The organism is Acetomicrobium sp. (assembly GCF_059026225.1).
Genome location: NZ_JBWQOQ010000007.1, coordinates 394,718 through 413,178 on the forward strand (window position 1 = coordinate 394,718; position 18,461 = coordinate 413,178).

General features: G+C 45.2%; 16 protein-coding genes and 8 tRNA genes. 14 read left to right on the forward strand and 10 right to left on the reverse strand.

The genetic code is table 11. From position 1 onward, the window contains the following. The first annotated feature begins 17 nt into the window (after positions 1 to 17). A complete protein-coding gene (locus AC5SXE_RS06320; RefSeq protein ID WP_493916941.1) occupies positions 18 to 386 on the forward strand; it encodes a TraR/DksA family transcriptional regulator in 369 nt (122 codons plus the stop codon). A gap of 14 nt (positions 387 to 400) precedes the next feature. After that, complete coding sequence (locus tag AC5SXE_RS06325) at positions 401 to 1,321, forward strand: RluA family pseudouridine synthase (protein ID WP_493916942.1); 921 nt, start codon at positions 401 to 403, stop codon at positions 1,319 to 1,321. Here the strand turns inward: AC5SXE_RS06325 and AC5SXE_RS06330 are convergent. The 3 genes from AC5SXE_RS06330 to AC5SXE_RS06340 are packed head-to-tail and all read right to left on the reverse strand — an operon-like array spanning position 1,269 to position 4,024. Further along, complete coding sequence (locus AC5SXE_RS06330; RefSeq protein ID WP_493916943.1) at positions 1,269 to 2,912, reverse strand: Rqc2 family fibronectin-binding protein; 1,644 nt, start codon at positions 2,910 to 2,912, stop codon at positions 1,269 to 1,271. The two genes, AC5SXE_RS06325 and AC5SXE_RS06330, sit on opposite strands and share 53 nt — an antisense overlap. Then, complete coding sequence (locus AC5SXE_RS06335) at positions 2,891 to 3,829, reverse strand: tRNA lysidine(34) synthetase (RefSeq protein ID WP_303882534.1); 939 nt, start codon at positions 3,827 to 3,829, stop codon at positions 2,891 to 2,893. Before AC5SXE_RS06335 ends, AC5SXE_RS06330 begins: the two co-directional genes overlap by 22 nt. Positions 3,830 to 3,835: 6 nt before the next feature. Then, positions 3,836 to 4,024: a MoaD/ThiS family protein gene (locus tag AC5SXE_RS06340; RefSeq protein WP_303882533.1), complete on the reverse strand. Its 189-nt coding sequence runs from the start codon at positions 4,022 to 4,024 to the stop codon at positions 3,836 to 3,838. 127 nt (positions 4,025 to 4,151) lie between these two features. Here AC5SXE_RS06340 and AC5SXE_RS06345 point away from each other — a divergent pair. Further along, positions 4,152 to 4,226, forward strand: a tRNA-Ala gene (locus AC5SXE_RS06345). A gap of 12 nt (positions 4,227 to 4,238) precedes the next feature. Then, positions 4,239 to 4,316: transfer RNA gene (locus AC5SXE_RS06350), tRNA-Pro, on the forward strand. Between the two features lie 274 nt (positions 4,317 to 4,590). Here AC5SXE_RS06350 and AC5SXE_RS06355 read toward each other — a convergent pair. Continuing rightward, positions 4,591 to 7,722, reverse strand: a complete 3,132-nt coding sequence (locus AC5SXE_RS06355; RefSeq protein ID WP_493916944.1) for an autotransporter family protein — start codon at positions 7,720 to 7,722, stop codon at positions 4,591 to 4,593. A 655-nt stretch (positions 7,723 to 8,377) separates the two neighbouring features. Here AC5SXE_RS06355 and AC5SXE_RS06360 point away from each other — a divergent pair. Together AC5SXE_RS06360 and AC5SXE_RS06365 are read left to right on the forward strand one after the other, a co-directional pair. Continuing rightward, positions 8,378 to 8,454 (forward strand) — tRNA-Gly (locus tag AC5SXE_RS06360). 13 nt (positions 8,455 to 8,467) lie between these two features. Beyond that, positions 8,468 to 8,544, forward strand: a tRNA-Arg gene (locus AC5SXE_RS06365). 421 nt (positions 8,545 to 8,965) lie between these two features. Here AC5SXE_RS06365 and AC5SXE_RS06370 read toward each other — a convergent pair. Beyond that, positions 8,966 to 9,772 (reverse strand): DUF169 domain-containing protein, encoded by an 807-nt coding sequence (locus AC5SXE_RS06370; RefSeq protein WP_332636033.1) that lies wholly within the window; start codon positions 9,770 to 9,772, stop codon positions 8,966 to 8,968. Positions 9,773 to 10,162: 390 nt separating this feature from the next. On the opposite strand from AC5SXE_RS06370, the gene AC5SXE_RS06375 reads away from it, so the two are divergent. Continuing rightward, positions 10,163 to 10,239, forward strand: a tRNA-Arg gene (locus AC5SXE_RS06375). Positions 10,240 to 10,475: 236 nt separating this feature from the next. On the opposite strand, the gene AC5SXE_RS06380 is transcribed toward AC5SXE_RS06375, so the two are convergent. The 3 genes from AC5SXE_RS06380 to AC5SXE_RS06390 all read right to left on the reverse strand — a co-directional run bounded on the left by AC5SXE_RS06380 (position 10,476) and on the right by AC5SXE_RS06390 (position 12,216). Beyond that, positions 10,476 to 10,697, reverse strand: a complete 222-nt coding sequence (locus AC5SXE_RS06380; RefSeq protein ID WP_332636034.1) for a DUF3006 domain-containing protein — start codon at positions 10,695 to 10,697, stop codon at positions 10,476 to 10,478. Positions 10,698 to 10,738: 41 nt separating this feature from the next. Continuing rightward, positions 10,739 to 11,638 (reverse strand): ComEC/Rec2 family competence protein, encoded by a 900-nt coding sequence (locus AC5SXE_RS06385; protein WP_493916945.1) that lies wholly within the window; start codon positions 11,636 to 11,638, stop codon positions 10,739 to 10,741. 83 nt (positions 11,639 to 11,721) lie between these two features. After that, complete coding sequence (locus tag AC5SXE_RS06390) at positions 11,722 to 12,216, reverse strand: hypothetical protein (RefSeq protein WP_493916946.1); 495 nt, start codon at positions 12,214 to 12,216, stop codon at positions 11,722 to 11,724. A 495-nt stretch (positions 12,217 to 12,711) separates the two neighbouring features. Here AC5SXE_RS06390 and AC5SXE_RS06395 point away from each other — a divergent pair, with 495 nt between their 5' ends. The 3 genes from AC5SXE_RS06395 to AC5SXE_RS06405 all read left to right on the forward strand — a co-directional run bounded on the left by AC5SXE_RS06395 (position 12,712) and on the right by AC5SXE_RS06405 (position 13,587). Continuing rightward, positions 12,712 to 13,269 (forward strand): flavodoxin family protein, encoded by a 558-nt coding sequence (locus tag AC5SXE_RS06395; protein ID WP_493916947.1) that lies wholly within the window; start codon positions 12,712 to 12,714, stop codon positions 13,267 to 13,269. Positions 13,270 to 13,415: 146 nt separating this feature from the next. Beyond that, positions 13,416 to 13,492 (forward strand) — tRNA-Ile (locus AC5SXE_RS06400). A 20-nt stretch (positions 13,493 to 13,512) separates the two neighbouring features. Further along, positions 13,513 to 13,587 (forward strand) — tRNA-Ala (locus AC5SXE_RS06405). An 85-nt stretch (positions 13,588 to 13,672) separates the two neighbouring features. Here the strand turns inward: AC5SXE_RS06405 and rsmA are convergent. Both rsmA and AC5SXE_RS06415 read right to left on the reverse strand, forming a co-directional pair. Beyond that, the gene (gene rsmA, locus AC5SXE_RS06410) at positions 13,673 to 14,515 is read right to left on the reverse strand and encodes a 16S rRNA (adenine(1518)-N(6)/adenine(1519)-N(6))-dimethyltransferase RsmA (protein WP_493916948.1); all 843 of its coding nucleotides are present in this window, start codon (positions 14,513 to 14,515) and stop codon (positions 13,673 to 13,675) included. A 161-nt stretch (positions 14,516 to 14,676) separates the two neighbouring features. Then, positions 14,677 to 14,754, reverse strand: a tRNA-Pro gene (locus AC5SXE_RS06415). Positions 14,755 to 14,958: 204 nt separating this feature from the next. Here AC5SXE_RS06415 and thrS point away from each other — a divergent pair. From thrS to rplT, 4 genes are all read left to right on the forward strand, one after another. Then, positions 14,959 to 16,830 (forward strand): threonine--tRNA ligase, encoded by a 1,872-nt coding sequence (gene thrS, locus AC5SXE_RS06420; protein WP_493916949.1) that lies wholly within the window; start codon positions 14,959 to 14,961, stop codon positions 16,828 to 16,830. Positions 16,831 to 17,046: 216 nt separating this feature from the next. Beyond that, on the forward strand, positions 17,047 to 17,592 hold the full coding sequence (gene infC / locus AC5SXE_RS06425) for a translation initiation factor IF-3 (RefSeq protein WP_332636618.1): 546 nt from the start codon (positions 17,047 to 17,049) through the stop codon (positions 17,590 to 17,592). Positions 17,593 to 17,679: 87 nt separating this feature from the next. After that, on the forward strand, positions 17,680 to 17,880 hold the full coding sequence (rpmI, locus tag AC5SXE_RS06430) for a 50S ribosomal protein L35 (protein WP_332636037.1): 201 nt from the start codon (positions 17,680 to 17,682) through the stop codon (positions 17,878 to 17,880). Between the two features lie 28 nt (positions 17,881 to 17,908). After that, positions 17,909 to 18,268 (forward strand): 50S ribosomal protein L20, encoded by a 360-nt coding sequence (gene rplT, locus AC5SXE_RS06435; RefSeq protein ID WP_303884545.1) that lies wholly within the window; start codon positions 17,909 to 17,911, stop codon positions 18,266 to 18,268. The last annotated feature ends 193 nt before the right edge of the window (positions 18,269 to 18,461 follow it).

Genomic DNA, 18,461 nt, shown 5'->3' on the forward strand with positions numbered 1-18,461 from the left:
CGGGGGCAAGTGTATCTATGGAAATTGACCATGAAGGGATAAAAAGAAAGCTGATTCAGAAAAAGGAAGAGCTTGCCAAAATTGTAGAAGCGCTGCTCTTAGAAGCAACCAGCGGAAATTTGGGCGAATTGTCAACTCTTGATACAAATCATCTTGTCGATACAGCTATGAATATGATCAACAAGGAGCAAATCGCCGGAAAATTAGAAAGCATTAAGGTGATGTTAATAAACATTGATCACGCCCTTGCAAAGCTTGAAAAAAACGTAGAAAAATTTGGGTTATGCGAGCTGTGCAATAAACAGATAGAAGAGCAGCGCCTCCAGGCTCTTCCTTGGGCGCGTTACTGCATAGGGTGCAAAAGAAAGCTTGATAAGCGGAGATGACAACGCCTTAAGAAATGCCTGAAAAAATTGAAGTCGCAATCTCAAGTGAGTTTATCGGCGAAAGGCTCGATGTCGCCTTAAGCAAGATCTTGCCCATCAAATCTCGCAGTCATATTCAAAGAACACTGCGGGAGATGGGGTTAAAGCCTTCTATGAAGATAAAAGAACCGATGAAACTTGAAATGACCTTTCAGGAAGTTGAAGGCGCGGAGATGACGCTTGAGCCCGAACCGGTGCAGTTTGGAGTCGTCTACGAAGACAGCGACATCATAGTAATAGACAAGCCTGCCCCTTTAGTTGTGCATCCGGCAGCGGGACACAAGCGCAACACCTTGGCTCATGGACTCATTCACCGATATCCTGAATTGGTGTCACCCGATTCAAAAAGGCCGGGGATAGTGCACCGTCTAGATGCAGGCACATCAGGGCTCATGGTAGTGGCAAGAAACCTTTATTCAAAGCAAAGGCTGATGGACTCCTTTAAGTCACGCTCCGTAAAGAAAGAATATTTGGCACTGGTAATAGGAGAACCGAAAGAACCAAAGGGTACGATTACAAGCCCTATCGCCAGGAACCCAAAAAACAGGCTCAAGATGGCCGTCGTGCCCCACGGAAGAGAAGCCATCACGGAGTACAGGGTGCTTTGGAGCACGGGGAAGTTTTCTTTCGTGCACTGCATCATCCATACTGGCAGGACGCACCAGATTAGAGTGCACTTCAAGGAAATGGGTTGCCCCATAGTGGGTGACAAGCTATACGGGGCAAAAATAAAGGCCGATTGGGTCCCCAAGGATCGCTTTTTCCTCCATGCTTGGAAATTGGCTTTCCCACATCCAAGAAGCGGCGAGATTGTGTCTTTTAGGTCTTTTTTGCCTCACGAACTTATTGCAGCTCTTCAAGGAGCTCGAGCCATAAACCAGGAGAAACACGAGTAGAAGAAAAGTCGCTATAGGTAACATGCCCCGGTCCTGTTTTCGGCAAGGATTTCACATGTTTTCTTTGAGTGTAATCGACGACATGATAAGAAGCTTCTTTTGCCTTGCTGTAGTAAGCAGCTAGAGAAGCCGCGAAGTTTATCATCTTTTCATTCGCCAGCTTACCCGATAGTTTCAAGATTACATGAGCGCCTGTTACATCTTTTGCATGGAACCAAAGGTCTTCCGGCGAGGCGATCTTAAAGGTAACGTGCCTATTTCCCTTTGCGTTTAACCCTACGTAAACGATAAAGCCGTCCTTTAGATCCAGTCTTTTGTAGGGTGGCACGTAATCTCTGCTTTTTCGGCCCCTTTTGCTTAGAACGTCCGAAGAAAGATCGTCTAGTATCTTTTTCACATCGCTGACATCGTTTAGCATGGAAACAAACTCGCGATATTCATCTAATTCGTTGAGCGCGTCCTTTAACTTTTCCATCTCTCTTGAGAGCTTTTCTTCGTTTCTTTGATATTTTTTTGCCAGTTTAAAATACTTTTTAGCGTTCTCAATGGGAGACAGCTTGGGATCAAGCTTTATTTCCACCCTTCCATAGCGTTCATCCCAGCTTTTCAGACAAGCAAAGGGTGCTCCATCTTTGACCTTATGAGCATAAGATATCAATAATGTACCGTAGTGACTCCATTTTTCCGCTTCTTCAACATTTGACAAGAGAGCTGACAATCCTCTTATTTTGTTGATTATCTTGTGTCTTTTTGCATCCAATATTTTATAAATTTGCTCGAGCATTTTGTGCCTTTCTCGCTCGAAGTACTGATCTAGCAGCTTTTTTGAAGATTCAAGAGGAGACTTGCCTTCTCTCCGAGAACCGCTTAAAGGCAAGGGGAGTGCCGTCAAGTAATCGTCAATTTCTTGGCAAATCAACTCTTGCAAGGTTATAGAGTAAAGCCCTTTTAGGTAGGGCTCAAGATCTAAATTTCGAAGTTCCCATTCTTTCAACAAAAACTTTGCAAGAGGTTGACCTATCCCTCTGTATTTAGTGATGTTTGCCAAGTCGTTTTTGCTAAAAATTTCTAAGTCCGGGCCTTCAAAAGGCGGTGGGGGAGTATAAAATAGTCCGGGAAGAACCGACCTATACCTGTTGATCTCCGGATGAATGTGTTTTGCCACTTCCATAATTTTTTGCTTGTCGTCAAGGATGATGAGATTGGCCTGCCTGCCAGTGGCTTCAAACACAAGAAATCTAGACACGTTAACCCCTGCGCCTAAAGGCCTTGAAAATTCAATAGCAATTACGCGATCCCTGTTTATCTGAAATGCCTGAACCAAAAAACCTCCCACCAAATGGCTTTTTATAGCTCCCGAGATAGGGTGAGTTTTGGCCCTTAGTTCCTTTAAAATATCGAGCTCTTGTTTATTTATCACAGCCATACCGCAACTTTGGTTGTCCCAACTTAGCCAAAGCCAATTGTTGTTTCGAGAAAATTGAAGGGCCAGCCATTCTCGGCCTGCTTCGCAGCGAAAAAGCTTTTTTCCCTTATAGCGCTCATTTATATCCAAAGTCCAGGCTAATGCTAATTCTGGTCCATATCGCACGATAGATTTCCCCTTTTGTCCAGATCCCACAATCTGCAGAAAGAACAAACATAGTTCCATGAAGGCGCCCCACAAATTTCGCACGTTAATGGGGGTAGCTCTTCTTCTTTTTCTTTGGCCTGAAACAAATCAATATTTCTCACGTAATCAAAGTAAAAGGCATGTTTGGCTCCCGGAGAATTTTCTTCGATTTCATTCAATATGTGCTTCCAGCGCAAAGAGGTAGCGCCCTTAGAATAGGGACATTCCTTTTGTATATAAGGTATGCCTTTGAGCAAACAGTAAACGGCGTCTTCCTTTTCTGTGCAAAAGACCAAGGGCTTTGCTTTGCCAAATTGACCGCTTTCGATGGGCGGGGAATAAGGCGCTCCCTTAGCCAAATAGTCAATCTTCCAATAAAGCACGTTGCCAAGCAACGCCGCTGCTTGGTCATCTAAATTATGCCCTGTCACAATTACGTCAAAGCTCTCGTTTCTGGCTATCTTGTTCATGTAATATCTCTTGGTTACTCCGCAGGCCGAGCAAGGTTTTCGCCTTTTCGTGTAAGCTTTTTCGGGTATAGACATTCCATGATTTTCTTTGATATCTACAATGTATAATTTACGACCCACGCGTTCCGCAAATGACCTTGCGAATTCTTCACTCTCGTCGGAGTAATCGTCCTCTTCTATGCCCAAATTGATGTACAAACCGGAGGCATTATAGCCAAGACGCACCAATATATCCCATAAAGCCAGGCTGTCCTTGCCGCCCGAGACCGCAACAAGAATGTTGCTTTTCTTAGAAAACATTTTGAACTCATCGACAGCCTTGGACACGCGCTTTAACATCCAGTTATCGAAATGTTCGGCACATAAGGCCATATTATGCTGGGGCAGTCCAATGATCGCCTTGCCAGCGCAAATTCTACATTTCATGAGCGTCTATCCTCCGCTAACGGTATCTATTATGCGAACATCGTCGCCGGGGCGAAGCATTTCGTCCTCCGTGACGATAGTGTCGTTTTTTATCACGACGACCTCGCTTTTTCTGAGAGAAAGCTTCTTTAGCAACTTATTTACAGACATGGATTCTTTAAACTCAAACTCCTTGTCTCGATAGCGAACCTTCACCTCTATGCACAACCTCCCGCAATTTCTTTGACTCCGCTTTCATAGTTCCAACGCGAAAAAATACCATATCACATGATATGATACTTGACAAGCAACCAAAGTGACGCTTACAATGGAGATCGCCGAAGGGGCTGTAGCGCAGAGGGAGCGCGTTTCCTTCGCACGGAAAAGGTCGGGGGTTCGAATCCCCCCAGCTCCACCAAGAAGCAAATGTCGGGGCGTAGCGCAGCCTGGGTAGCGCACCTGCTTTGGGAGCAGGGGGTCGAAGGTTCAAATCCTTTCGCCCCGACCAAAATAGAAAACTTCAAGGAATCAGTCCAGTTAAACTCTGAACATAGCGTTACGAAATAAGCCATGACGTCGTTATAAGCGTCATGGCTTATTTTTCTGTGGACTCCGGCACAATATAAAAGCCTCACCGGTGAATAATCCTGTACCGGTGAGGCGCAGGACAGTAAAGAAAAGCAATCGAAGGGCGCTTATGAGATCATCTTCAGAAATTGATGATTTTCTGAGTTAAGGCTGCCGGATCGTCCCTCCTTTGGCCTGTAGTTAGTATTTATACCTTAACGCTTCCACTCAAGCCTGAGCCAACCGCCGTGAGAGTCGGTGTCGTCTCCAAATCTTCCGTTGTAGCTTAAGGAGACGTTGAAGTTATCTGCGGAATAAAGGGTCATGCCAAGGTCTGCGACGAAGTAGTCGTCATCGAGCTCTTCGGTGAACCGTCTTTTTGTTCCATAACGTGTCTCGTCTATGGTAACGTCGTCTCCCGAAAGGACGTTTACATAGGAAAGCCTCAAGTAAGGAGAAAACCTCGAGCCGTCCTTGGAGATAAACTCTCCCTTAAACCTCACGCCTATTACACCTTCTGTAACGGTCGTATCGTAGTCGCCGTAGGTGTAGCCGTTGGTCTCGGTATAACCGCCTCGGTCAAAATGTCCTACGTTAATTCCTATTTCAGGTACAATTTCCCAATTGGAGTTTTCTCCTATTTCTTTGACTACATATCCTGCACGGATGTCGTTGGTGATCGCCCAGCTGTCAAAGCTTGCCCTGGCATCTCCGTCTTTTTGCCTTCTGAAGCTGTCATGGTCGGTGGTTCTGTAGGTCAAGGTATCGGAGATGATCCACTTATCGTAGCGCTTGCAGATGTAAGCTCCTATGTGCCAGCTGTCCTGTTCTTCCCAGTCTGAGGATGCAGGAACTACGTCAGTAAAGTCGATATCCTTTTCGGTATAGCCTGCATAGATGCCCCATACTGTCTTTTCATCTGTCTTTTTGTCGAAGCCAAAGCTCAAGCCCTTTGTGTCGGATTCATAGCCCAATGGACTTCTGCCGGCGGGGTCTCGGTCCGTCTTGTTTGCAAGAAAGTGAGCGTAATATACCTTTTTGCCTGCTTCTAAATTGTCTATCTCACTTGCTACATCTTGTAGGTGGTTTGCCATGATCCAGCGAAGGAGAGACCAGTCCTCTATGGCGGAGACTAAACCAAGGGCCTGTTCGGAGAAGGCGTAATCTACCAAACTAGTATAATACCAGCTGCTTCCTGAAACCCACTTTGGCTCGTATATGGTGTAGAAGCCTTTCGGGTCGATGTAAGAGATGCTATTGAAACTTCCTTCCCTTTCTCCTGCGACATATATATAAGTGTACTTTCCAGGCAGCGGGTAGCCCGTGTAGCCTATAGTGAGGTTCCCAGCAAATTTAGCTGCACCGCCAGCCTCATTGCTAACTTTAAGTGGATAGCCTGCATTGGGATCTGATGGGACGTAGACGTGCAATGAAGCACCTGTTTCCTGGGTGTAAGATGACGTTTCAAAGGTGGCGTTGGGGGCGACCTTTATGGTCTTTCCGCTTTTGTTCTCGAACTTGGACAGGGATGAACCATCCTCAAAGATAACTGCACCCGTGCCGCTATGGGTAAACGTGCCAAAATCTTTCACAACTGCCGAGAGGTCTTGGCGCATGTTGACCTCTAAGCTGGACGTATCGTCTCCTTCCAAAATATGGGAATTGGCAAGTTTAGTTTCGTCTTTAAGGATTACGGAGCTGTTGTCTTTTGCCGTGACTGCATTTCCATGTAGGCTGTCTAAGGTGCCAGAGTTGGTGAAGGCGCTGTTATTTACGAAAACCGCATGGGCATTTGCTCCTTTGACCGTTATAGTGCCGCTGTTTGTGGCGGTGGAGCCATTATCGACACTCATGCCATGGGCATCTTCACCACGCGTGGTTATGCTGCCGCTATTCGTGACCGTGGAGTTTAAGCCACTGGCGTACATGCCATAGGCAAGAATACCGTGGGTGGTTATGCTATCTCCGCCTTCGTTCGTAGCCGTAGAGTCATATTGGGCGAACATGCCATGGGCGCCTTCACCATGCGTGGTTATGCTACCTCCAATTTTGTTCGTGGCCGTGGAGCCATTTATGGCGTATATGCCGTGGGCTTCTTCGCCATGTGTGGTTATGCTACCTCCAGTTTCGTTCGTGGCCGTAGAGTTGCCTGCAACCAACATGCCGTAAGCATTAGTACCCCCTGTAGTGATACTGCCACTGTTCGTGGCCGTAGAGTTGTCTGCAACCAACATGCCGTAAGCATTAGTACCCCCTGTAGTGATACTGCCACTGTTCGTGGCCGTAGAGCTATAATCGACCACCATGCCTGCGGCATACCTGCCATAGGTGGTAATCCTCCCATTGTTGTTTGCGGTGGAAATAAAGATGTACATACCAGCGGCGCTTTCACCATGCGTGGTTATGCTACCTCCAATTTTGTTCGTGGCCGTGGAGCTTTTAGAGACGGTCATACCAGAGGCACCTGCACCATACGTAATTATATTGCCTCCATTTTCGTTAGTGGCTGTTGAGTTGTCTTCAACCCACATTCCGCAAGCATTAGTACCCTCTGTAGTTATATTGCCTCTGTTAGTGGCTGTGGAGTTGATAAGGGTGAACATGCCGTGGGCTATTTGACCCCTTGTCGTTATATTGCCTTCGTTCGTGGCAGTGGAGCCTTTTACGGCGTATATGCCGTGGGCTTCTTCGCCATGTGTGGTTATACTGCCCACTGTTTCATTCGTAGCTGTTGAGTGTTCATAGGCAAATATGCCATGGGCATATTTGCCATAGGTGGTTATAATTCCGCCTCTTTTATTCGTGGCTGTGGAGTTGAAAGTGGTGTACATGCCGCAGGCAAATTGTCCTTTGGTATCTATGATGCCGCTGTTCGTGGCCGTGGAGTTGTTGTCGGCCCGAATGCCACAATCTAAATGTCCCTCAGTGGTTATGCTACCTCCGCTTTTGTTCGTGGCCGTGGAGTAGAGGTTAGGGACATAGATGCCGTAGGCATCATAACCATACGTGGTTATGCTACCTCCACCTTCGTTCGTGACCGTGGAGTAGGGCATAGCGGCATAGATGCCGTGGGCTCGCTGGCCATGGGTGATGACCCTGCCGAAATTTGAAGCAAAACCTCTATCTGGCAAGTGCATACCGAATTTACCATCTGGGTATGTCTCAATCATACCGTAGTTTATGCAGTTAGGGTCCACGCGGTCCCCTTCGAGAGTATCATTTATGGTGGTACCTGCTGGATTTACTTTTACTGCTAAAGCCGTGTCGGAGCAAAGCAACGATATCATGACGATAAAAAGAAAAGACAAAAAAACAAGAAGTTTTCGAAACTTCCTCACATTTTGCATTGTTCAAACCTCCTCTCTCGATTACATTCTCAATGCGTATCGTCTTCAAAGGCTTTTCTGAATCCATTTCTTTTCATAGGCTTTCTCTATTTCCTGGTGCGTGAAAGGCTTATCGCGAAAGAACTAAAGGCCCGCCAGATTCACATATTAAAATCCGCCGGGCTTATGTATCAGGAGAAGAGAATGAGGATGGAACTTCAATTAACTTAAATTAAATATAACTTCATACATGACCTTGACTTTTGGCCTGAACCCCCCTTCTTTTATGGCCCATGCATGGCTATGTCTAAAAAATAACAAGATAAAAAATAAATAATATAAAGGGAATATTTCGTTCTGGTAGGCGAGTAGTACAAATGATATCATCGGACGCCCGGCATCGGCCCACTTCCAATACACGTTGCTTCGGTAAAAGCAAGGCGCAAAGAAGTTAAAGGCCTACCCCTATTAGTCGCTTCCTCTTAAAAACCTTCATAACTAGAGACATTAGGCAATCTACGAGGTAATGGAAGGATGTTTTATATTTTGAGCTCTTCAAATTGATATAAGTTATTAAAGCACATCAGGTTTAGAAATGTCAACTACGCCGGTTAAATTTCACCCTCCAGGTATTGCACAAGGACATGCGTTATGCTAGTATTAATCGCGTCAAGGGGCGGGAATAGCTCAGTAGGCTAGAGCGGCGGCCTTCCAAGCCGCAGGTCGCGGGTTCGAATCCCGTTTCCCGCTCCAGTTTATTTTTGCAGCGCCCGTAGCTCAACTGGACAGAGCAACGGACTTCTAATCCGTAGGTTGTGGGTTCGAGTCCCGCCGGGCGCGCCAGTTATCCGAGAAAACCAGAAAAACGCGTTCGTGTTTGTAGTGCACAAAGTATCTTTTCTACACCCCTTCTTTTTGCTCCCTTTTCGCCAGCACAAGGCGAGAAGGGAGTATTTTATGGTTGTCATGCCTTTTCAGGAAAAAGCCTCTCGCTCTGTCTCTCCTGCCTTGACCACAAATACAAAAGGGTCAAAGCTAAAAAGTGCTATGTATTTTGCCTCGTGCACCTCGCCGATGTCCTTGGCTCAGGCTGCGGTTTTCACCGCCTTAGTTGGCATATTGGTCAAGCGCAATTCCATTGCTGCAAAGTCCACCAGCTGGCGAGTAAGATCCATATCCTTCATCCCTTCTTTGTGCAGGCCCAGGCAATATTTTTTGCTCGGGCCTGGGAAGACGTGTGGACACCTTAAAATTTTTGATACTTCTACGGCCCGGGTAGCGATTTCTTCATGTCCATGCCAAGCATCTCGCCCATCTTTGCATAAGCGGGTTTGAGGTCGTATTCTTCTTTATACTCTTGAGCCATCGGAATGCCCCAGCCGTGTTCTTGAAGGAAACGAGTGCCTTCTACAAAATCTGGAAGCATGTAAGGAATTAACGAAAAAACGAGCTCATCATCTTGAGCAAAGGCCAAGCGACGGTCTCCTCTGCAGGGTATGGCAACCGTGCATTCATTGGCAAGAATTGGGGGCACCACAGCGTACACACAAACAGCATGTCCAGAGAGTTGGCAATGTAGATCTTTTCCGTCAAACCAGTTTCTTAAAATCAACAATTGACTGGCCTGCATACTATTAACGTGCATAACAATGACATCAGGCATAAAATTGCACGTGTTGATGGGGGCAGAGACGATACCCTGATATATGCCGTACTCGAGATATGGCATATTTCTGCACCATTCAGAGGCTCCTTCAAGTGTTCTCACGCTGTCAGGATACCGATGATGTCCCTCAAGGAAATAGGGGATACGCTCAGCAAACCCCAACCCTACCACAGGCTCAAAACACCAATTATCCTCTTTAAACATCGCAATCATCCAGCCATCTCGTTGTGATTTAGCAAAACTCTGACACAAGGAATATTTATGTCCCCAATCACGCGTAGGGATCATTGCTCCCTCAGGTACTTCATCCCTGCTTTTCAGCATCTTCACCGCTATAGGATGGACCCTCATCCGAAGCCACTGTTCTAACTCAGTACCCAGTTTGTGAAGCTCATCCAATGTCATATAACCACTCCTCCTCGTGGAGCTATATTAATCCCTCATAGATGCTAATAACGTCTTTGCGGTCATAATCTCAGAAGTAGATTACTTGCGGGCTCAAATACCCGAGCATCAAGTAGACATAAAAGATGCTGTAATCAAGTCTTATCTGCTACTCAATCAGGCTGCCTAAAAAACTCCTCCGCCAGAGACCGATCATCAACCATCTATTCGTTATTTTATCTATAATTATCTCCGGCACCTTTTAACCGTTGACGCGGTCAAAAACCTCGTTGAATTTGACTTTTAAAATACATGTTGATAATATACACCTCGCAGACGTAAAAAGTAGCTCCAGTGTCGGCAGTAAGCGACAATTTTACTGGTAGTTGCGTGGATGCTCGGATACAGCCAGCGTTAAAAGTTGCAAGAGACTGATTCGTGGACTTCTAATCCATAGGTTGTGGGTTCGAGTCCCGCCGGGCGCGCCAGTTATCCGAGAAAACCAGAAAAACGTGTTTGTAGCGCACAAAGTATCTTTTCTACACCCCTTCTTTTTGCTCCCTTTTCGCCAGCACAAGGCGAGAAGGGAGTGTTTTTTATTTTCTCACGCATACGGACTGCAATAGACTCGAAGATATAAGCTCAGATCTACGACGAACAAGACAAAGCCTGCAACTTGTAACATCTCAAAAAGAATGACACCAAAATTTATTCGCGCTACAAGCTAATCTTCCTTTGACCTTTTTTTAAGCATTTCCATTTTGTGTTGTATTCTAGTCCTTCTTTCTTCCTTTTCTTTTGGATCTAGTTCAAAAATGACGTTGAACCAGTCGCCTTCCTTGCAACCCTCGGGCAACAGACGACGAGGTATGTCCACCTGGATCTCATCGGGAACAAAAAGCATAACTGCGTAATCTCCTTCGAAGCGGTCAATAACAGCTTTCATATCGCAATCATTCCTCTTGTTATTTTTGGAACTTGTCTTTCTCAATCCTGCTTACATATGGCGGCTGGCGGTGCTCTGGGGTCAGCCTCGTATTCTGTGTTTATGTCGTAAGTTTGCCCATCGGTGGTGATGACTATGGTACCGTGAATATCCGTGCGATAGACTTCAACTCCATGTGCATGAAGCACTTCCAAGGTTTCAGGATCAGGATGACCATATCTGTCATCGCTGCCGCAATGGATGACTGCAACGTCTGGCGATACAACTGTTAGAAACTCCTTCGTAGTGGAAGTGTTACTTCCGTGGTGGGCAACCTTGAGGATATCTACATCCAAGATGTCTACTGAATGCAAGATGTCTACTGAATGTGAATGCCGGTTAAGCATTTCTGCTTCCGCTTCCCGCTCAGCGTCACCAGTCATGAGAAAGCTTGTGTCGCCAAAGTCCACTCTGGCTACAATCGAAGAATTATTAAGGTGTCCTGGATCTGGTTTTGCCGGATGTATTATTTGTATTTTAAGCGGCCCCAGCTGCCGAATCATTCCATCCCTGGCCTCAGTAAAGGTTATATCTTCCTTTGCTAAAATTGCATCAAGATAATCCTCGAAGAGCTGTGAAGTATGTTCTACCCCAGGGTCAAGTATCTCGCCTACGGGCATATTGTCTATAATGTGTATTAGCCCGCCTATATGGTCAGCGTGGGGATGAGTGGCAATTACTATATCCAGCTTGCTTATGCCTTGGGCGCTAATATAATCGAGTACATAAGGGCCCTTAGAGAGCGTACCTCCATCTATAAGCATGGCGTAATCATCGACATGAAAGAGAGTACTGTCACCTTTGCCCACATCTATGAAGTGGACTTGAAGATCTGATGCAAGAAGGGGAGAGACCAAGAGAAAAAGCAGCATTAATAACAATGTAGTTACTTTTTTGGTCATAAAAACACCTTCCTAATTTCTAAGGACTGACCTGCAGCTGCTACCTGCTATTATAAGACCCGCAGCAATGGCGCCCTCTTTGCCTAAGTCGGCGGATTGCAAACCTTACATGGTGTGTAACCTCTTTCTTTAGCCTCTTCCAGGGTTATTGGGATAGATGACTTTTTTAGATGCTTGCATCCGGCGCGGTGGTATTTGCTGCCAGTTTTGGTTATATAGACTATGATCTCTTTAGTTTGAAGTTTCACTTCGCTCAGTTTTTCTTTGTTCCGAAGGTCTTCTTGGGCTTCTCTTGCATGTCTTTGTGCGCTTGATAAGTGGTTCTCATGTTCAGCGTTTGGCAAAAAAGTAGTGACAAGATCAAAACCTTTAAGCAATAACAGCTCGTTAAAATGTTTGCAGTCATTGAATTGAAAGATCTCTCCGTCCACAACACGGGTTATGAGCGCAATTTGTGTGCCCTCGGGGATTGTTTGCATGCCTGCGGAAGAAGCTTTAGGCATTAAAGCAAAGGCAATAGAAATCAGAAGGCAAATAACTATCGGAACCCACTTAAGTGTTTGTTTGAGCTTTTTCATCTGGCATTTACCTCTTTACACTGTTTTTATAGCGCTTAAATTATATCATACATGAATATTTAAGCATTACTGTTATACTATCTACGGGTATTGCCATCCAAGTCAGGGAGATATAATAGGTCATCGTACAGAACAGATTTCGGGGCATTTTCGCGCACATTACGCGCACATTATTCGCCAGTATTTTATCTGCCTCCCTTGCGTCAATTCTCAATAGCAGCAATGAAGTATTGAATCGCCAGAAATCAAATATAAATATCTTGAACGATTAACCGGCTACAAGAACCCACACCAGTGAAATAGATGGCACTTGTTACGGGAAAAACCGCATGCTAATATAATATTTAGATCTAAAGATTTTAAATCCTGAGCTATACATGTGAAAATAATAAATTATTTTTGAGTTTTTTGCTTAAGGCGGAGTAATGCTTTCTAAAGCGTTACATGAAGCACTTAATTTGAGCCAACATTCTTTAAAAAAGGGGGTTGCGCAAAATGAATGCGATAGGAATTGTTTGCAGTCCGCGCAAGCACGGAAATTCTGATGTGCTCGTCAGGGAAGTACTGAAATTTACCGGCAGCGAGAATTTTGAGGTATTTTATCCCAATGAAATGAACATTAGAGGATGTCAGGCATGCTATTCCTGTAAGGAACAGGGCAAATGCGCTGTGAAAGACGATATGCAAGAAATTTATGAAGGAATTGAACAATCCGAAGTCATTGTCTTTGGAACGCCCATATACATGGCGGGCGTAGCTGCTCAATTTAAATTAGTATTAGACAGGCTCTTTGCGTTTTTAGGACCTGCACCGAAATTTGAAAGTCGCCTTCCTAAAGGAAAAAAGGCTGCTCTTGTGGTATCTCAAGGCTATGAAAATGTCAAAGAATATGAGACACATATAAATCAGATGAAAGAAGCGCTACTTTCCCTTGGGTTCGATGGAGTAGAGGTCTTGCAGACTCCGGGTCTTAACGAACTTGGCGAAGCCGCAAGACACGATGATTTAATGCAAGAAGCAAGGAAAATCGGACAAGCCCTCGGTCAAGCATAAAATAAAACTAGGACATTTCAGTTTGTCTTTAAAAATAACCAACTTGACATTGACCATAAAAGCTGACCGTGATAACATCTATTTGTCCAAGCGAGGCAAGAAGTTCTTGCTAATAATAACGAAGATGTGTTATATTCTTTCTCGATGGGCCGGTAGCTCAGCTGGTTAGAGCACACGCCTGATAAGCGTGAGGTCGGTGGTTCGAATCCACTCCGGCCCACCATTTTTTAGGACACATGCTTCGGGGATGTAGCTCAGTGGGAGAGCGCCTGCCTTGCAAGCAGGAGGTCGGCGGTTCGAATCCGCTCATCTCCACCATGAACATAACTAAAACGGGCTGTGACCAGCCCGTTTTTTATTACAAGTCACTTAGTGATTGCACTTTTTAGGGTAAGCCCATCATTTATAGAGATGAAATGTACTCATATAGCCGCTGCCAATCATCTGTCTCAAGCTCCTCCGCGCGGACGGTGGGCGATAGCCCCATCTCCTCTAAAAGTTTCAAAGCTTGATCTTTTTCTTTAAAGAACTCATAAACGCATGCCAGGTTATTTATGAGCGTCCTGCGCCTTCTGGCAAAGGCAACTCGAAGCAACCTCCTCCAGGAGGAATCTGATGCCAATTTGAGATTTTTGTCCAATGTTATTTGGACAATCGCCGATTCCACCCTTGGAACAGGCCAAAAAACCTGAGGCGGCACCTTTTTTACGATTTGGGCTTGTCCCATCCTTTCTATGGTAATCCCAAGGGGAGAGCGATCTTTAGTTCTTGGCTTTGCACACAATCTATAGGCCAGATCTAATTGAAGCATCAAAAGCAGCTGCGTTGCCCCCAAGGGGACTAGACCTTCAAATATTTGCCATATCAGGGGGGTAGTAATATTGTAAGGTATGTTAGCCAGAACTTTCGTTGGGGTAGGTTGAAGTTCTTTTAGGTTAACCGCTAACACATCCCCCCAAATCAAAGCCATTCGGGACTTGCATTCACTTATCAAGGGCTCAAGAAAAGGGGCGAGGGTTTTATCTATCTCTATGACGTGTAAATATTTACATGGGCTTTTAAGTATCTCTTTAGTTAACATGCCCTTACCGGGTCCTACTTCTAAGATGACGTCGCTATCGCCAATCTCGGCAAAATCGACCATCCAGCGAGCAATGTTAGGATCTATCAAGAAATTTTGCCCTAGCGACTTTTTGGCGTAGTGTTTTGTGCCCTTTTTTAAAACTCTTTGCGAATTGTCTTTCATCTTCCTAAAACTTCACCTTCTTGTTCAATACAACTAACCATTATCTTTGTCCTTGAACTTCTCATTGACCAAACTGCCCAAAGACCTTTGAAATATAATATAATATTGTACGCGTGGATAGCGAAAATAAAAAAGCGGGGAAACCCCCGCCTTTTTTACAATGGTCGGGACGAGAGGACTTGAACCTCCGACCCCCTGCGCCCCATGCAGGTGCGCTGGCCATGCTGCGCTACGTCCCGATGCAAGACATATTTTAACCTGCAACACGGACGGGGTCAAGCAAATTCGTGATATTATCTTAATGGCATCTTCGTGGAGGATAATGGCGGCGTTTCTTTTTGGCTTTTGGCATGCAAAATCTAGTCATGGACCTGTAAATTGTAGATTGGCATTTGTGGTATAATCTTAAAATGATATTAAATTAGACGTGGGAGGGAATATAAGTGCCCGTGAATAAACACCCTAAAAAAGCTTCAGAAATACTTAAAGAACGCGGTATAAATGGTAAGGTCATTGCTGTGAAGATAGACGGTAAACTGTGTGATCTCGATATGAAAGTAGATGAAGATGCAGCTATTGAACCCATTGAAATAGACAGCCCGGAAGGCATCGAGATACTAAGGCATTCCACATCGCACTTAATGGCTCAAGCTGTATACAGACTATATCCTGGGACCAAATATGGAGTTGGACCAGCCATCGAGAATGGCTTTTACTACGACATGGATGTCCCGACGACTTTGACCGAGGAAGATTTGCCAAAAATAGAAGACGAGATGAAAAAAATCGTAGCCGAAGCAATTCCCTTTGAAAGGCTTGTTATGAGCAAAGAGGAAGCGATGCGTTTGTTCAAAGAGCGCAAGGATACATACAAACTTGAGCTACTTGATGCCATAGAAGATGATCAAGTTACCCTATACAAAGTTGGGGAGTTTATAGACCTATGTAGAGGTCCCCATGTGCCCAACACATCTTACATAAAGCACTTCAAGCTTTTGTCGTTAGCTGGGGCTTACTGGCGCGGAGATGAGAGAAATCCAATGCTTACTCGCATATACGGCACAGCCTTCCCTACGGAAGAAGAGCTTTCAGCTTACTTAAACAAAATAGAGGAAGCCAAGCGCAGGGATCATCGCCGCATAGGCAGAGAATTAGATCTTTTTAGTTTGCAAAGCGAAGCGCCCGGATTTCCCTTTTTCCATGCCAAAGGTGTCACCATCTTAAATGTCCTTGTGGATTTCTGGAGAAAGGTACATATCCAAAGGGGATATCAGGAAATAATGACGCCATTGATATTGGATCAGGACTTATGGATACGCTCGGGACACTGGGACCACTACAGGGAGAACATGTATTTTACCGAAATAGACGGCAAGCCCTTTGCCATAAAGCCCATGAACTGCCCTGGAGGAATCTTGGTGTATCAAACCCAGCTTAGAAGCTATCGCGATTTGCCCTTGAAGTTGGCGGAGCTGGGCATAGTACATCGACACGAAAGATCGGGCGTCCTTCACGGCCTCATGCGCGTGCGCTGTTTCACACAGGATGACGCTCACATATTTACAACAAGAGAACAAATAAAAGACGAAATAATCGACATCATGGACATGGTTCAATACATATACGGCGTCTTTGGCTTTCCTTACCGCATAGAGTTATCGACTAGGCCGGAAAACGCGATGGGAGAAAGAGCCCTTTGGGACGAGGCTGAGCAGGGCTTGCAGGAGGCCCTCGAAGACCAAGGAGTAGAATACAAATTAAACCCCGGCGATGGCGCCTTCTATGGTCCTAAAATTGATTTTCACCTGGAAGATCGCATTGGGCGAAACTGGCAGTGCGGCACAATTCAGCTGGATTTCCAGATGCCGGAAAAATTCGATATCACTTACATAGGACCTGACGGCGAACCTCACAGGCCGGTCATGATACACAGGACCATACTGGGCAGCTTGGAAAGATTTTTGGGCATCTTGATCGAGCAATACGCCGGAGCTTTTCCATACTGGCTTGCACCCGTTCAAGTGAAGATATTGCCCGTATCGGATGAGTACTTTTCTTACACAAAAAATATAGCTTCTGTCTTGCAGAAAAAAGATATCCGAGTAGAGATAGACACCAAAGAAGGAACTTTGGGTAAAAAAATTCGGGACGCTCAATTACAGAAAGTCCCTTACATGCTCATCATAGGCAGTCGTGAGGTGGAAAGTGGCACCGTTTCCGTGCGGGAACGAAGCAAGGGAGACTTGGGAAGCATGAGCTTGGAGTCTTTGATCGAACTTTTAAAGAGTGAATATCATCCCTTAAGGAAGACTTAAAAGGCTCGGGCTTCCGGCAGGCCGCTTGCTTTTGAACAAATTTCATGTTATACTGCGTAATCGCAATTCATAGCATAAAGTGACAAGCAGAGGGCCCATCCCTCTCGCCTGGTGGCGCAAAGGCAGCTTTCCGGGCTTACAGGTCGATAGTACATAGACTAAAAGGGGCTGGGCTAGTTTTTGCCAGCCCCTAATTTATTGTGGAGGTGACCAGTTATAGCGAAAGCAAATGAACCGAGGGTAAATGAGGAAATTAAGGTCTCTGAAGTCCTGTTGATCGATGCCGATGGCACTAAAGTAGGCGTTATTCCGATTGAACAAGCCCTGCAGGTAGCCGAAAGTAGGGGATTAGATTTGGTTGAAGTCGCACCTCATGCTAATCCGCCGGTTTGTCGAGTGATGGACTACGGCAAGTATAAGTATCAACAGCAAAAACGGGATAAAGAGGCCCGCAAAAAGCAAAAAACTCAAACTATAAAGGAAATTAAAATGCGCCCGAAGATCGACGAACACGATTACAACTTCAAGGTCAAGGCCATTCAGAGATTTTTGCGCGATGGGCATAGGGTCAAAGTTTCCGTCTTCTTTCGCGGCAGGGAAATGTCATTTTTAGATAAAGGTAGGGAAGTGCTCGAGAGAGTGGCCAGGGATTGCGATGGTTTGGGGAAGGTGGACTCACAGCCGAAAATGGAAGGGCGATACATGCGGATGATGCTTGTCCCCGTCCTGCAAAAGTCAGAAAGTAAATCGTCTAAAGACTAAAAGGGATCTAAGGCAGCGTAAAATCATGTTCAAATGAATCTCAGGGTTACTTTACATAGACGTGGAAGATGAAAGGGAGGAATTTTTATGCCGAAAATCAAAACTCATAGCGGAGCAAAAAAAAGATTTAAATTAACGGCAACGGGAAAAGTGGCTTATAAAAAGATTGGTCGTGGCCACTTGCTTCGCAAGAAAAACCAAAAGCGCATTCGTGCACTAAAGAAAAAGGGGTATCTTGGGAGTACGGCCGCAAAAAAGATAAAACAACTGATGCCCTATTCCGATTAATTGCAAGACGCAAAAGGAGTGAAAAGTCATGGCCAGGGTAAAAGATAGCAGTGCAAGCAACAGAAAGAAAGCTAAACTCTTCAAGTTAACTAAAGGATATTACGGTCGCAGAAAGAACGTGTTTAGACGGTCTAGAGAAGCGATGCTTAAGTCCCTAAGTTACTCCTATAGGGACAGACGCACAAAGAAGCGTGATTTCAGGAAACTGTGGATAACGCGCATAAACGCCGGAGCTCGTATTTATGGCATGAACTATAGTACCTTCATCAATGGACTCCGTAAATCGGGGATAGAGATCAATAGAAAGATGTTAGCGGAGCTTGCCGTCTCTGACATCGAAGCTTTCGGGCAGTTGGTCGAAAAGGCGAAAGAGGCATTGGTCCAATAAGAATAAAAACTTACGGCCCCATCAAGCTAAAAAACCATGGTATTTGGGTTCCTATCGCTCGTAGTGATGGGAACCTTTTTGATATGATTTTTAAATAAGGGCGAAAAGCTAACTTCGTTAATAAATGCATTTTTATATCGCACGAGAAAAGAAAAACGTCATCCTGCCTACATCACCATTGACTAAAGAAGTG

Coding starts and splice junctions, on each gene's coding strand:
- AC5SXE_RS06320 (WP_493916941.1), top strand. CDS start 18: ATGGAAATTGACCATGAAGGGATAAAAAGAAAGCTGATTCAGAAAAAG.
- AC5SXE_RS06325 (WP_493916942.1), top strand. CDS start 401: ATGCCTGAAAAAATTGAAGTCGCAATCTCAAGTGAGTTTATCGGCGAA.
- AC5SXE_RS06335 (WP_303882534.1), bottom strand. CDS start 3,829: ATGAAATGTAGAATTTGCGCTGGCAAGGCGATCATTGGACTGCCCCAG.
- AC5SXE_RS06355 (WP_493916944.1), bottom strand. CDS start 7,722: ATGCAAAATGTGAGGAAGTTTCGAAAACTTCTTGTTTTTTTGTCTTTT.
- AC5SXE_RS06370 (WP_332636033.1), bottom strand. CDS start 9,772: ATGACATTGGATGAGCTTCACAAACTGGGTACTGAGTTAGAACAGTGG.
- AC5SXE_RS06380 (WP_332636034.1), bottom strand. CDS start 10,697: ATGAAAGCTGTTATTGACCGCTTCGAAGGAGATTACGCAGTTATGCTT.
- AC5SXE_RS06385 (WP_493916945.1), bottom strand. CDS start 11,638: ATGACCAAAAAAGTAACTACATTGTTATTAATGCTGCTTTTTCTCTTG.
- AC5SXE_RS06390 (WP_493916946.1), bottom strand. CDS start 12,216: ATGAAAAAGCTCAAACAAACACTTAAGTGGGTTCCGATAGTTATTTGC.
- AC5SXE_RS06395 (WP_493916947.1), top strand. CDS start 12,712: ATGAATGCGATAGGAATTGTTTGCAGTCCGCGCAAGCACGGAAATTCT.
- rsmA (WP_493916948.1), bottom strand. CDS start 14,515: ATGAAAGACAATTCGCAAAGAGTTTTAAAAAAGGGCACAAAACACTAC.
- rpmI (WP_332636037.1), top strand. CDS start 17,680: ATGCCGAAAATCAAAACTCATAGCGGAGCAAAAAAAAGATTTAAATTA.
- rplT (WP_303884545.1), top strand. CDS start 17,909: ATGGCCAGGGTAAAAGATAGCAGTGCAAGCAACAGAAAGAAAGCTAAA.